General features: G+C 66.7%; 11 protein-coding genes. 4 read left to right on the forward strand and 7 right to left on the reverse strand.

What is annotated here, in order from left to right; translation table 11 throughout:
- Nucleotide 1: 1 nt before the first annotated feature.
- A complete protein-coding gene (locus ALI44B_RS05750) occupies nucleotides 2-1,120 on the forward strand; it encodes an SDR family oxidoreductase (RefSeq protein ID WP_077053678.1) in 1,119 nt (372 codons plus the stop codon).
- 160 nt (nucleotides 1,121-1,280) lie between these two features.
- Here ALI44B_RS05750 and ALI44B_RS05755 read toward each other — a convergent pair whose 3' ends face one another.
- The 5 genes from ALI44B_RS05755 to nrdH form a co-directional block, all read right to left on the reverse strand.
- Nucleotides 1,281-2,132, reverse strand: coding sequence for an NAD-dependent epimerase/dehydratase family protein (locus tag ALI44B_RS05755; RefSeq protein ID WP_077053679.1), 852 nt, complete (start codon nucleotides 2,130-2,132; stop codon nucleotides 1,281-1,283).
- 145 nt (nucleotides 2,133-2,277) lie between these two features.
- Entirely contained in the window at nucleotides 2,278-3,297 is a 1,020-nt protein-coding gene (gene nrdF / locus ALI44B_RS05760) for a class 1b ribonucleoside-diphosphate reductase subunit beta (protein WP_077053680.1), read from the reverse strand.
- A gap of 75 nt (nucleotides 3,298-3,372) precedes the next feature.
- A complete protein-coding gene (nrdE, locus tag ALI44B_RS05765) occupies nucleotides 3,373-5,517 on the reverse strand; it encodes a class 1b ribonucleoside-diphosphate reductase subunit alpha (protein ID WP_077053681.1) in 2,145 nt (714 codons plus the stop codon).
- Entirely contained in the window at nucleotides 5,502-5,903 is a 402-nt protein-coding gene (gene nrdI / locus ALI44B_RS05770) for a class Ib ribonucleoside-diphosphate reductase assembly flavoprotein NrdI (protein ID WP_077053682.1), read from the reverse strand. Before nrdI ends, nrdE begins: the two co-directional genes overlap by 16 nt.
- Nucleotides 5,904-6,017: 114 nt before the next feature.
- Nucleotides 6,018-6,251 (reverse strand): glutaredoxin-like protein NrdH, encoded by a 234-nt coding sequence (nrdH, locus tag ALI44B_RS05775; protein WP_077053683.1) that lies wholly within the window; start codon nucleotides 6,249-6,251, stop codon nucleotides 6,018-6,020.
- A 388-nt stretch (nucleotides 6,252-6,639) separates the two neighbouring features.
- Here nrdH and ALI44B_RS05780 point away from each other — a divergent pair, with 388 nt between their 5' ends.
- From ALI44B_RS05780 to ALI44B_RS05790, 3 genes are all read left to right on the forward strand, one after another.
- Nucleotides 6,640-7,860: an MFS transporter gene (locus ALI44B_RS05780; RefSeq protein WP_077053684.1), complete on the forward strand. Its 1,221-nt coding sequence runs from the start codon at nucleotides 6,640-6,642 to the stop codon at nucleotides 7,858-7,860.
- Between the two features lie 74 nt (nucleotides 7,861-7,934).
- The gene (locus ALI44B_RS05785) at nucleotides 7,935-9,137 is read left to right on the forward strand and encodes an acyl-CoA dehydrogenase family protein (RefSeq protein ID WP_077053685.1); all 1,203 of its coding nucleotides are present in this window, start codon (nucleotides 7,935-7,937) and stop codon (nucleotides 9,135-9,137) included.
- A 289-nt stretch (nucleotides 9,138-9,426) separates the two neighbouring features.
- Entirely contained in the window at nucleotides 9,427-11,736 is a 2,310-nt protein-coding gene (locus ALI44B_RS05790) for a S8 family serine peptidase (RefSeq protein WP_077053686.1), read from the forward strand.
- Here the strand turns inward: ALI44B_RS05790 and ALI44B_RS05795 are convergent.
- Nucleotides 11,620-13,938, reverse strand: coding sequence for a heavy metal translocating P-type ATPase (locus ALI44B_RS05795; RefSeq protein WP_077053687.1), 2,319 nt, complete (start codon nucleotides 13,936-13,938; stop codon nucleotides 11,620-11,622). The genes ALI44B_RS05790 and ALI44B_RS05795 overlap by 117 nt on opposite strands.
- A 39-nt stretch (nucleotides 13,939-13,977) precedes the next feature.
- Nucleotides 13,978-14,256 (reverse strand): metal-sensitive transcriptional regulator, encoded by a 279-nt coding sequence (locus tag ALI44B_RS05800; RefSeq protein WP_077053688.1) that lies wholly within the window; start codon nucleotides 14,254-14,256, stop codon nucleotides 13,978-13,980.
- Between the last annotated feature and the right edge of the window lie 57 nt (nucleotides 14,257-14,313).

Raw genomic sequence — 14,313 nt, forward strand, 5'->3', positions numbered from 1 at the left:
GATGACTTCTTCAGCGACAACCTCCCCGTCCCTGTCCTCCCCCGCCGTCCTCGATGGCACCGGCCGCACGGCGCTCGTCGTCGGCGCGACCGGTATCAGCGGCTCGGCGACCGTCGACCTGCTGGCCGCCAACGGGTGGACAGTCCTGGCCCTCTCCCGCCGCCCCGGCACGCCGCGCGACAACGTGCGGTGGATCTCGGTCGACCTGCAGAACGCCGCCGACCTCTCGCAAACACTGGCCGCCGAGAAGCCCAGCCACGTCTACATCACGGCGTGGTCGCGTCAGGCCACCGAGGAAGAGAACATCCGCGTCAATGGCGGGATGGTGCGCGATCTGCTCGCGGCCCTCGACCATGCGCCCCTCGAACACGTCGCCCTCATGACGGGCCTGAAGCACTACCTCGGGTCGTTCGACGCCTATGGCAAGGGCGAGATCCCCGAGACGCCGTTCCGCGAGGAGGAGCCGCGCCGGGCCGAGCAGAACTTCTACTATGCGCAGGAGGACGAGGTGTTCGCGGCCGCCTCGCGCCGCGGGTTCACCTGGTCGACCCACCGCTCGCACACCGTCGTCGGCCACGCCGTCGGCAACGCCATGAACATGGGCCTGACGCTCGCCGTTTACGCCACGATTTGCCGCGTTCTCGAGCGCCCCTTCATCTTCCCGGGCAGCGAGACGCAGTGGAACGGCCTCACCGACATGACCGACGCCACCGTGCTCGCCGAGCAGATGGTCTGGGCATCGACGCATGAGGCCGGCCGAAACGAGCCGTTCAACGTTGTCAACGGCGACGTCTTCCGGTGGCGCTGGATGTGGCAGCGACTCGCCGACTACTTCGGTGTCGAGCCCGTGGGCCCGGGCGCCGAACCGCAGCCTCTCGAGCAGCAGATGGCGGGCATCGAGTCGGCCTGGTCGACCATCGCGCACGACCACGGCCTCGCGGAAGCGGACGTCTCGCGCCTCGCATCCTGGTGGCACACCGACGCCGACCTCGGTCGCACCATGGAGGTCGTCACGGATATGTCGAAGAGCCGCCTCGCCGGTTTCACCACCCACCACCGCACGGTCGACTCGTTCACGGCCCTCTTCGACCAGTACCGCGCCGAGAAGCTCATCCCCTAGCGAGCACGGCTCGGCGCCAGATCAGGGCTCCCGCTCTGCGCGAGCAGTCCAACTGTGCGTCGTTGACCCGGCACTGACGTGATGGGCTGACCCTGTCCGATACCTCGAAGTACCTCTCTCGCGGCGAAGGCTCCAAAGCAGGCCACCCGCGGAAGGTTCTTTACGCGTGTCGAATGCCCTGGCCGGCCAACACAGCTCGGTAGCCTTCGCGGTAAGTCGGGTAGGCGAACTCGAAGCCCGTCGAGCGCAGCAGCGCGTTCGAGAGCCGCTTGTCGCCTCCGGCCTGGCGCCCGTCGACGTCTCCGAACCCGGGCTCGGCCGAACCCGTCTCACGCGCGATGAACTTCAGCACGTCGTCCAATCGTGACGGCTCGTCATCGGTGCCGAGGTACAGCGGCGACGGATGCTGCAAGCCCGCGATGTGCACGAGTGCAGCGGCCGCGTCATCCCGATGAATGCGGTTGGTGTGAGGGGACATGGCGGGCGGGCGGACAAGCGTCGCCGTCCCCCCGCGCACCTGCTCGATCAGCCGCTCGCGCCCCGGGCCATAGATGCCGGACAGCCGCAGAAGGGTCGCTTCGGGCTTACGATCACGCAGCAACTCCTCGGCCTCGAGCAGAACGTCCGCGGTCGGCGTCCCTCCCCGAGCCGGAGTCTCCTCGGTGACGACGCTTCCGTCGGTCACGTCGTAGACGGCGGTCGACGAGACCACGATCAGCCGCGGGTCTGCGCGCGACGCTTCGATGCCGTCGAGCACTCGGCGCAGGCCATCCACATAGGTCGCGCGGTACTCCTCCACGGTGCGGCGCCCGGCTGCCAACGGCACGATCACAACAGAGGCATCGTCATCGATCGCGGGCGTCTCGGCCCGCAGGTCTGCCGCCCGCCCCTCGATCCCAGCTGGCAGCACCTCCGGCCTGCGTCGCAGCCCGACAACTCGCTCACCCAGCGCCGCGAACCGCAGCCCCGCCTCAGTGCCCAGGTCGCCGCATCCGGCAATGATCACGCTCATCCGGCAATCCTACGTTCCGCCCCCGACCGGGACGCCCGCTGGCCGGGGCCGTGGGCACGCACGGCGCTGCCATCACGACGAAGCGCCCCGACTCCCGGTGAGGGATGCGGGGCGCTTCGTTCGATTGACGGTTTCGGGGCTGAGGCTAGAAGTCCCAGTCCTCGTCTTCCGTGTTGACGGCCTTGCCGATGACGTACGACGAGCCAGACCCGCTGAAGAAGTCGTGGTTCTCGTCGGCGTTGGGCGAGAGCGCCGACAGGATGGCCGGGCTCACGTCGGTGACGGTCTTGGGGAACATGGGCTCATAGCCGAGGTTCATCAGCGCCTTGTTGGCGTTGTAGTGCAGGAACTTCTTGACGTCTTCGGTGAGACCGACCTGGTCGTAAAGATCTTGCGTGTACTGAACCTCGTTGTCGTAGAGCTCGAACAGGAGGTTGAACGTGTAGTCCTTGATCTCCTGGCGGCGCTCCTCGGTCTCTTTCTCGAGACCCTTCTGGAACTTGTAACCGATGTAGTACCCGTGCACGGCCTCGTCGCGGATGATGAGGCGGATGAGGTCGGCCGTGTTGGTGAGCTTGGCCCGGCTCGACCAGTACATGGGCAGGTAGAAGCCCGAGTAGAAGAGGAACGACTCGAGCAGCGTGGAGGCGACCTTGCGCTTCAGCGGGTCGTCGCCGCGGTAGTAGTTCATCACGATCTCTGCTTTTTTCTGCAGGTTCGGGTTCTCTACCGACCAGCGGAACGCGTCGTCGATCTCGGGGGTCGACGCGAGCGTCGAGAAGATCGAGGAGTAGCTCTTGGCGTGCACCGATTCCATGAACGCGATGTTCGTGTAGACGGCCTCTTCGTGCGGCGTGATGGCGTCGGGGATGAGCGACACGGCGCCGACGGTGCCCTGGATCGTGTCGAGCAGGGTGAGCCCCGTGAACACGCGCATGGTCAGCTGCTGCTCGTCGGGCGTCAGCGTGTTCCACGACTGCACGTCGTTCGACAGCGGCACCTTCTCGGGCAGCCAGAAGTTGTTGACCAGGCGGTTCCACACTTCGACGTCTTTCTCGTCCTGGATGCGGTTCCAGTTGATCGCGTTGACCTGGCTCACCAGGGGGATGCGAACCTGGTGTGCGGGGTCGTTCGCCGCGGCGTTGACCTTGTCGGTGATGGTCATGTCGTCTCAGTCCTCGGTTGTGGTTCTCGGATGCTTCGCAGCTCGGATGCTTCTACGCGGTGTGTCGGCGGCCGGCTACAGCATGCAGCTGACGCAGCCGTCGACCTCGGTGCCTTCGAGGGCGAGCTGGCGCAGACGGATGTAGTAGATCGTCTTGATGCCCTTGCGCCATGCGTAGATCTGCGCCTTGTTGATGTCGCGCGTGGTGGCGGTGTCTTTGAAGAACAGCGTGAGCGAGAGGCCCTGGTCGACGTGCTGCGTTGCCGCGGCGTAGGTGTCGATGATCTTCTCGGCGCCGATCTCGTAGGCGTCCTGGTAGTAGTCCAGGTTGTCGTTGGTCATGAACGGCGCGGGGTAGTAGACGCGGCCGAGCTTGCCTTCCTTGCGGATCTCGATCTTCGAGGCGATCGGGTGGATCGACGAGGTCGAGTTGTTGATGTAGGAGATCGAACCGGTGGGCGGCACGGCCTGCAGGTTCTGGTTGTAGATGCCGTACTGCTGGATGGACGCCTTGAGCGCCTTCCAGTCGTCCTGCGTGGGGATGTGCACGTTCGACGTGGCGAACAGCTCGGCCACGCGGGCCGTCGCGGGCACCCAGGCCTGGTCGGTGTACTTGTCGAAGAACTCGCCCGAGGCGTAGGTGGAGTCGTCGAAGCCGTCGAACTTCTCGCCGCGCTCGATCGAGATGTTGTTCGAGGCGCGCAGGGCGTGGAACAGCACCGTGTAGAAGTAGATGTTCGTGAAGTCGATGCCCTCTTCGCTGCCGTAGTAGACGCGCTCGCGGGCCAGGTAGCCGTGCAGGTTCATCTGGCCGAGGCCGATGGCGTGCGACTTGTCATTGCCGTCTTCGATCGAGCGCACCGAGCGGATGTGGCTCTGGTTGCTGACCGAGGTGAGGCCGCGGATGGCGGTCTCGACGGTGGCGCCGAAGTCGGGCGAATCCATCGTGAGGGCGATGTTCAGCGAACCGAGGTTGCAGCTGATGTCCTTGCCGATCTGGTCGTACGACAGGTCGTCGTTGTACGTGGTCGGCGTGTTCACCTGCAGGATCTCGGAGCACAGGTTGGACATGTTGATGCGGCCCTTGATGGGGTTCGCCTTGTTGACGGTGTCTTCGTACATGATGTACGGGTAGCCGGACTCGAACTGGATCTCGGCGAGCGTCTGGAAGAAGTCGCGGGCCTTGATCTTGGTCTTCTTGATGGCCGGGTTGTCGACCATCTCGCGGTACTTCTCGGTCACCGAGATGTCGGCGAAGGGCACACCGTAGACGCGCTCGACGTCGTAGGGCGAGAAGAGGTACATGTCCTCGTCCTTCTTCGCCAGCTCGAACGTGATGTCGGGCACGACGACGCCCAGGGACAGCGTCTTGATGCGAATCTTCTCGTCGGCGTTCTCACGCTTGGTGTCGAGGAAGCGCAGGATGTCGGGGTGGTGCGCCTGCAGGTAGACGGCACCGGCGCCCTGACGGGCACCCAGCTGGTTGGCGTAGCTGAAGGAGTCTTCGAGCAGCTTCATGACGGGGATGATGCCCGAGGACTGGTTCTCGATCTGCTTGATCGGCGCGCCGGCCTCGCGGATGTTGGAGAGCAGCAGGGCCACGCCGCCGCCGCGCTTCGAGAGCTGCAGGGCGGAGTTGATGCCGCGCGCGATCGACTCCATGTTGTCTTCGATGCGCAGCAGGAAGCAGGAGACGAGCTCGCCACGCTGGGCCTTGCCCGTGTTGAGGAAGGTGGGCGTTGCGGGCTGGAAGCGGCCGGCGATGATTTCTTCGACGAGGCCGATGGCGAGCTTCTCGTCACCCTGGGCCAGGCCGAGGGCCGTCATGACGACGCGGTCTTCGAAGCGCTCGAGGTAACGCTTTCCGTCGAAGGTCTTGAGCGTGTAGGACGTGTAGTACTTGAACGCGCCCAGGAAGGTTTGGAACCGGAACTTCTTCGAGTAGGCGAGGTCGTTGAGCTTGGTGATGAACTCGAACGAGTACTGGTCGAGCACGGCCTGCTCGTAGTACTCCTTCTCGACCAGGTAGTCGAGGCGCTCTTTGAGCGAGTGGAAGAAGACGGTGTTCTGGTTGACGTGCTGCAGGAAGTACTCGCGCGCGGCTTCACGGTCTTTGTCGAACTGGATCTCACCGTTGGGGCCGTAGAGGTTGAGCATCGCGTTGAGCGAGTGGTAATCGAGCGCCTGGGGCGCCGCCACCTCTGTCAGTGTGTTTGCCAAAATGATTCCAATCCGTCATGGACCACGCTCACGTCGTCCGGGGTTCCGAATACTTCGAACTTGTACAGGGTGGGAACCTTGCACTTGCTCGAGATGATGTCTCCGGCGATGCCATACGCTTCGCCGAAATTGGTGTTCCCCGCGGCGATGACACCGCGGATGAGGTTTCTGTTATTCGCGTCGTTGAGAAAACGGATGACTTGTTTGGGCACGGCGCCGCCTTCGCCTCCTCCCCCATAGGTGGGGGTGAGGAGGACGAAGGGCTCCTCGGCCGTGATGGCCGGGTCGCGTGCGTAGAGGGGAATTCGAGTCGCCTCGACACCGAGCTTCTGGACGAAGCGGTGCGTGTTGCCCGAAATGCTCGAGAAGTAGATCAGTTTGGTCAACGGACCGATGCCCCCTCGGGACTGCGCTGCGGATGAGCGCGGTGCGTGATGTTGCTGTGGTGCGTCGCACTCTCGTGCGCGGTGGCTCGGCGCGTTTCAGCGCCGCGCGCCGGATCAGGCGAGGCGGTCGGCCAGCTCGGAGATCTTGTCGGGGCGGAAGCCGGACCAGTGGTCTTCGTCGGTGATGACGACGGGGGCCTGCAGGTAGCCGAGGGCCTTGACCTGCTCGAGAGCGTTTTCGTCGGCCGACAGGTCGAGGACTTCGTACTCGATGCCCTTGCTGTCGAGCGCACGGTAGGTAGCGGTGCACTGGACGCAGGAGGGCTTGGTGTAAACCGTGATTGTCATCGCCGGATGGCCTTTCATTCTGAGAAATCTGATACCGCGAAAAAGACTCCGCTTTGTTCACGGTGGTGGGTGTAAAACGGTGACGCAGCGGAGCGTGTGAAGCAGTAACTCAATACTACATATAGTGTGCGATGACGGCTACACCCCCAGGGGTAGTAGTTACATCTGTGTAGTTATCCACGGGAGTTTCCACCGAAAAGCGGTAGTTATCCACCGGTTATCCACCGAAAGTGCACAGGTTCTCACGGCCCGACAACGCCGGAATACCGGCCTTCTCCCGGTGTCGGCGGGCGATCTCTCCACAGATTTCACGTTACGGCCGACCACCGACATTTCCACCTCTCGAGACACCCGCACGGCGTGTCGCGGGCCTCCTAGACTGGACACCATGAGCAGTTACTCGAGCCTTCTGAAAACACCCGGCGTGGCTCGGATCATCGCGGCTCAGCTCGTGGCACGTTTCCCCTTCGGAATGCTGTCGCTCGCCATCCTGCTGCACGTCGAACGCCAGACCGGCAGCTACGGTGCGGCCGGCGCCGTGCTCGCGGCCGCCAGCATCGGCCAGGCCATCGCGGGCCCGCTCACGAGCCGCTGGATGGGCCAGTGGGGCATGCGGCGCGTGCTCTGGCTCACGCTCGCGGTGTGCGTCGTCACGGTCACGATCATCGCCGTCGTGCCCATGGGGGTCGTCTTCTACATGGTGCTCGCGTTCATCGCCGGGCTCAGCACTCCCCCCATCCAGCCCGCCGTTCGCACCATCTACCCCAAGATGGTCAACTCCACGCAGCTCACTCCCCTCTTCTCTCTGGATGCCTCGGCGCAAGAGATCATCTGGGTGCTCGGTCCCGTCATCACCACGTTCACCTCGACGCAGGTGTCCACGGTCGCGGGTCTGGTGCTCGCCGTTGCGCTCATGATCGGCGGCGGCACCTGGTTCATCTCGAGCCCCGAGGTCGGCCGCGTGCGCATCCCCCGCAGCCGCCGCAAGCTCGGGGTCGTGCTCAAGAAGCCCGCCGTGCTGCTCGCCACCGTCGTGGGCTTCCTGCTCATCGGCGCGTGCTCGGCGCTCGAGGCGGGCGTCGTGGCCGTGTTCGGGCATTCGGGCCTCGAGGCTGGAATCGTGCTCGCCATCTTCGCGCTCGGCAGCCTGCTGGGCGGTCTGCTACTCGGCCACATCCCGATCGGCCCGTGGGCCCTCGCCCGGCGCATGCTCATCGTCGCCGTGGGCATGACGGTGGCCTTCGCCATCCCCGGTTTCTTCCCCAACGTCATCTGGCTCTCGGTCACCCTGTTCGTGGCGGGCATCGGCATCGCGCCCGCGTTGGCCGTGCTGTTCGCCATCGTGTCGTCGTCCGTCAAATTCAGCGACACGGCAGAGGCATACGGATGGGTGGGCACCGGCCAGCTCATCGGTGCGGCCATCGGGTCGGCCGCGGCGGGTGTGCTCATCGACGCGAACGGCGCCGTTGGGGCGTTCTGGGCGGCATCCGTGCTGGCCATCGTCGGATTCATCGTGCCGCTGCTCGGCCGCCGCTGGCACCCCGATCTGCGCGGCCGCGACGCGAGCCCCATCCCCGACACCGAGCCCATCCAGGTGCAGCCGTCCTAGACGGAGCACCGGGCCGACAGGCATCGCCGGCCCGCCAGACGCTCCCGCGCATCATGACACGAAACGAGGCACCCATGACCTCCGACGCTTCAGCTCCAAGCTCCGACCGGTCTGCGCGCGACGACTCCGCGCCGGCGCCGACCCCGAACCCGCTCGACGACGCGCTGCTGGAGCGCATCCGGGCGCGGGCGGTCGTGCACGATGCCGAGAATACGTTCTTCGACGACGACCTGGCCGAGCTGCAGGCATCCGGTTATCTGCGGGCCTTCGTGCCGCGCGAATTCGGGGGCCTCGGGCTCGGCCTGCCCGAGATCGCGGTGCTGCAGGCGCGCCTGGCCGGGGCCGCACCTGCCACCGCGCTGGCCATCAACATGCACCTGGTCTGGACCGGGGTGGCGAAGCTGCTGCACGACCGCGGCGACGACTCGCTGGAGTTCGTGCTGCGCGGCGCGGCGGCGGGCGAGGTCTATGCGTTCGGCGTGAGTGAGGCCGGCAACGACCTCGTGCTCTTCGGCAGCGACACCGAGGCGCGACCCGACGGCGAAGGCGGTTATGCGTTCTACGGCACCAAGATTTTCACGTCGCTCTCGCCTGCCTGGACGACGCTCGGCACCATGGGCCTCGACACGGTCTCGCCCGACGCCCCCAAGGTGGTCTATGGCTTCGTCGGCCGCGAGGGAACCTCGTCGAAGGATGACTGGAACACCCTCGGCATGCGGGCCAGCCAGAGCCGCACGACCATCCTCGACGGCGCCCATGCATCCGCCGACCGCGTGGTGCGACGCCTCGACCCCGGGCCTAACCCCGACCCCATCGTCTTCGGCATCTTCGCGAACTTCGAGATCCTCATCGCGTCCGTCTATACGGGCATCGGGCAGCGGGCTCTCGACATCGCCGTCGAGACCGTGAAAAAGCGCACCTCGAAGAAGACGGGCGCCGCGTATGCAGCCGACCCCGACATCCGCTGGCAGATCGCCACGGCATCGATCGCTCAGGAGGGCATTCCGCCCCAGATCGACACGCTGGCTCGGGATGTCGAGAACCAGGCCCCGCACGGTGCGGCGTGGTTCCCCAAGCTGGTCGGCCTGAAGGTGCGCGCCACCGAGAATGCGCGCGTCGTCGTCGACCATGCCATCCGCGTTTCGGGCGGCTCGAGCTACTTCGCCAGTTCCGAGCTGAGCCGGCTCTATCGAGACGTCCTAGCCGGTATGTTCCACCCCTCCGACGCCGAATCGGCGCATTCGACGGTGGCGTCGAGCCTGCTGGGGCCCGCGTAAGCCTTCGCAACGGCTAGGGCGCTCGTGACCGCGGACACCGGGTCGCACCCAGGGCGTCGTGGCTCTGGTGCGCCTATCATCTCGCTGATATGTTGATATCTGAAGGCGGGATCACTCGCTTTCGCGAGCTCACAAAGGGATCTTCATGTCAGCAACAGCTCCTCCTCCACGACCGAAACATCATCGGGCCGCCCGACTCCTAGCGACAGCGAGTGTCGTTTGCCTCGTCGGCATCGGCGCGGGCACCACTCACGCCGCCAGTGCAGCGAGCACAACCTCGGCTACAACGATGTCAGCCGCAGCCTGGTCTCCCATCGAGGGCGAGCCCATGAATTACGCGGTCAACGGCGCGACCGGCCCCGCCGCCGCGGGCGCGATCCGCAACGCCATCGAGAGCACCGGTGGCCGGGTTCTCGTCGCCTACCCCGAGATCGGCGTCACGATCGCGCAATCGACCCGCGCCGATTTCGCCCCCGCGCTCGCGACCGCCGGGGGCGTCGAGTCCGTCGGCCCCACACGCACCCGCGCCGTCACCGACGGCGAAGCGCCGCCCGCGCCGATGCCTCTCGCCGAAACCGTGACCGCACCCTCAGATCCGGACCTTCCTGACGAAGGGGCCGCCTGGGATGTCGCCGCCACACGCACCACGGCCGCCCACGCGGTCACGACCGGGGCACCCGAGGTCGTCGTGGGAATCGCCGACACCGGAATCGACGACACGCACCCCGATCTCGTCGGGCGCGTCGACGGGTCCCGGTCGGTCGGCTGCTCCGTGAACGGCGTCGCGGACACCGACCGTTCTGCGTGGCTGCCGACGTCGAGCCCCCATGGCACCCACGTCGCCGGCACGGTCGGCGCCATGCGAAACGACTCGGGCATCGTGGGGGTCGCTCCCTCGACGCGGCTCGCAGCGATCAAAGTAGACGGCGTCGGCGGTCACATCTATCCCGAGTACTCGATCTGCGGCATCATGTGGGCGGCATCGCAGAGGATGGATGTCGTCAACCACAGCTACTTCGTCGACCCCTGGGTGGGTTGGTGCCCCGATCAGCCGTCGCAGGCCGCCGCCCTCGAAGCGACGCGACGCGCCTACTCCTACGCCGACGACCAGGGCGTCCTATCCATTGCCGCCTCGGGCAACGCGAGTATCGACTTCGATGCCCGCACGACCGATGCGGAGAGCCCCAACGACGGCAAGCTTGCGAACCGGCCCGTCACCGCCGCCTGCACGTACGCCCCGGCGGGCCTGCCCGGGGTGTTGGGCGTCGGCGCTTCCGAATTAGAAGCCGCGTCCGGTGACCTGCGATACGCGACCCTCTCGAACTACGGCGGCGACACCGTGGACATGGTGGCCCCCGGAATATCGATCTGGTCGGCGACCCCGCCGCAGGGGGATGCCCTCTACGCACCGTTCCCCGGAACCTCGATGGCATCGCCCCATGTCGCGGGGGCGGCGGCGCTCGTGAAGTCCCGACAGCCGCAGAGCACGCCCGCCGACATCAGCAAGATCCTCACCGATTCAGCGCGCGCCGGCACGTGTCCCCCCGGGGTGGCCGACTGCCCCGATGTCGACCCGCGACGGGTGGGCGCAGGCCATCTCGATGTGGCAGCAGCCCTCGGAATTCCCGTTCCGGATGCGACCCCGAGCATCGGCATCACGACGCGGAAGATGTCGACCACCGAAGCCAGCCCCGTCATCGCCACCGGCTTCCGCGCGGGCGAAACCGTGCGCCTGCGGCTCACTCAAGGTTCCGTCGTGCAGGAGCTGACGACCGTGACGGCGGATGCTCGTGGCGACGTGCACGCGTCGGTTCGCGTGGCACCCACCGCCGGTTCCGAGCCGGTCCTGCTGTCGGCCGTCGGTCAAACGTCGGCGGTGACCGTGTCCACGCCCGTGCGGGTGACCGTCGGCGTCGCCGCGCCATCAATTTCATCGCCGAGTCCTGGCGCCATCCTTCCCGTCGGCACCGTCACGGTCAGCGGCACAGCCCTCCCCGGCGCCGCCATTGGCGTGACTCTCACCAAACCGACCTGGGATCCGAACACCGACGGCGCGCTGCCGAAACCGCCCGCGGCCGCGCCGGGTGAACCGGTTCCGTTCGATCCGAGCACGGGCCTCAGCATCGCGCGCACGGTCGCCGATGCCGCGGGCATGTGGTCGGTGACGTTCGCCGTTCCCGCTAATGGGTACAGCGTGTCCGCCCGCCAGCGCGTCGACGGCGTGGTTTCGGCCCCCGGCACGGCCGTCGCCTTCGAGGCCGCAGCCGTCGTGCCGACGGCACCTCCGACACCGGCACCGACACCCACTGCAACGCCGACGGCTCCCCCGACCGAGACCCCGATGCCGCAGCCGACCGCGGGAACCGGCGGCAGCCTTCCCGGTTCGGCGAACGCGTCGGCCGCCGCGTCCGGCTCCCCCGAACCCTCGCCGACTCCCGATGCGAGTTCGTCGACGGGCTCCGGTCCGGGCGCTCTCGCGGCGTCAGGAGCGTCGGATGGACTGGCCCTGACCCTCCTGGCCGTGTCCGGTGCGCTCGTCACCGGAGGGATCGTGATCGCCGCCCGCGCGCACAGCGTCCGCCGGCGCATCCGGCCGTAGCGTTTTCGACGAGGCCTCCGATCCGAGCAGGGCATCGGGTCGGAGGTCGAGTCGGCGCAGCAATTGCGCGTTGACCGCCACGACGACCGTCGACAGCGACATCAGCACCGCCCCCACCTCCATCGGCAGCACGAACCCGACGGGTGCCAAGACCCCGGCCGCCAATGGCACAGACAACAGGTTGTACCCCGCCGCCCACCACAGGTTCTGCTGCATCTTGCGGTAGGCGCGGCGCGACATCTCGATCGCGCCGACGACCGCACGGGGGTCGCTCGACGCCAGGACGAGGCCAGCACTCGCGATTGCGACATCCGTTCCGGCGCCGATCGCCAGACCCACATCGGCTTGCGCCAGGGCGGGGGCATCGTTCACGCCGTCGCCCACCATGGCCACGCGTCGGCCGTCGGCCTGCAGCGTCGCGACGATCGATCCCTTGTCGGCGGGTAGAACCCCGGCGAAGACCTCGTCGATGCCCAGTCGGGCGGCGACCGATCGGGCGACGGGCTCGGCGTCTCCCGTGATCATGGCCACGCGGATGCCTCGGGCGTGCAGTGCATCGACAGCCTGGCGAGACTCGGGCCGCACCTCATCCGCGAGCGCCACTGTGCCGAGCAACCGCCCATCGCGCAGCACACTCAGCACGGTGGAGGCATTTTCGTTCGCGCTCTCGCGGCCTTGGCCGACTGTCGTCGGGTGAGCAGATTCGAGTCCAGCGCGGCGCAGCATCTCGGGCCCGCCCACCCTGATGGTCTGATTGCCGACCCGCGCCGACACGCCCACGCCATTCTCCGACTCGAACGCTGTCGAGGTCGGCACGGAAAGTCCTCGTTCGTCCGCGGCTCGCACGAGGGCGCGGCCGAGCGGATGCTCGCTGTCCTGCTCGGCAGCCGCGGCAGCGCTCAGTAGCTCGTCGGCACCGACGCCGGGCGCCGGAACCATGTCGACGAGGGCCGGGCGTCCCACGGTGAGCGTGCCCGTCTTGTCGAACAGCACGGTGTCGACTGTGCGCATCCCTTCGAGCGCCATGCGGTTGGTGACGAGAATGCCCGCCCGGGCGGCGCGCTCGGTGGCGATCGAGACGACGAGCGGAATGGCAAGGCCGAGAGCGTGCGGGCAGGCGATGACCAGGACCGTGACGGTGCGGGTGACGACATCCTCGGGGGTGCCGAAGATCGACCACGCGACGACCGTGAGGACCGCGGCCCCCAGCGCGTACCAGAACAGCAGGGCCGCAGCCCGGTCGGCGAGCGCCTGAGCCCGCGACTTCGACGATTGCGCGTCATCGACCAGGCGACGGATGCCGGCGAGCGCCGTCTCCTCCCCCACCGCCGTCACGATCATGCGCACGCTTCCGTCGGCGGCCACCGTTCCCGCGACGACCTGGTCGCCCACCTCGTGCGCGACCGTCGTCGACTCGCCCGTGATCATGGATTCGTCGAAAGACGCGGCGCCCTCGACGATGCGCCCGTCGGCTGGGACGCGCCCGCCCGGCCGGATCACCACGGTGTCGCCGACAGCGAGGTCGGCGGGTGACACAGTCTCGACGCCGTCCTCGGTGACGCGTTCTGCCGTATCGGGCAGCAGCGAGGCCAGCGAATCGAGTGCGCTGGCCGACTGCGCGAGCGACCCCATCTCGATCCAGTGGCCCAACAGCATGATCACGATGAGGAGAGCGAGCTCCCACCAGAAGTCGAGTTCATGGCTCAGGATGCCGAGCGTCGCGCCCCAGGAGGAGAGGAACGCAACCGCGATGGCGAGGGCGATCAACAGCATCATGCCGGGTTGACGCGAACGGATCTCCGACCAGCCGCCCTGCAGGAACGGGATGCCGCCCCAGAAGAACATGACGGTTCCGAGCAGCGGCGAGATCCAGGCTACGGCGGGGTTGTCGGGAAGGGAGTACCCGACGAGGAAGGCGAACATCGTGTTCGCGAGCACGACGGGAACCGCGATGCCCAGCATGATCCAGAACAGGCGACGGAATTGCGCGACGTGATCGCCGTGGCCGTCGTGGCCGCCGTGGCCGCCGTGGCCGCCGTGGCCATGATGTCCCGCATGGGCGGCTTGGGCATCGTGACCCGCGTGACCGCCGTGGCTCGCATGACTGTCGTGACCCGCGTGGGCGTCGTGGCTCATGTGCGCGTCATGACCCGCATGACCGTGCTCGTGTGCGGAATGCTCGTCGTGGTTCTGGTGGCTCATACCGCCACGCTATACCCCCCCGGGGTACCAGATCAAGCCCTAGCCGCGGTTATTGCCCAACTCGAATGCCTTCAACAACTCGGCGACAGCCGCCTCGCGGGCATCCCCGCCCTCTTCGAACATCTCGGTCACGTGCGTGCGCAGGTGATTCTCGATGAGGAGCTTGTTGAGCGACCCGAGCGACTTCTGGATGGCCAACGACTGCGTGATGATGTCCATGCAGTAGTCCTCGTTGTCGACCATTTTCTCGATGCCTCGCATCTGGCCTTCGAGGATCTTGATGCGGTGCAGGGCGCGTTTCTTGATGTCGGCAATCACGGGCCCAGACTACCCCCGGCGGGTATCGGCGTTCTCAGGATGATGCGGAACAGTAGT

Source organism: Leifsonia sp. ALI-44-B, from assembly GCF_001984125.1.
GTDB lineage: Bacteria > Actinomycetota > Actinomycetes > Actinomycetales > Microbacteriaceae > Okibacterium.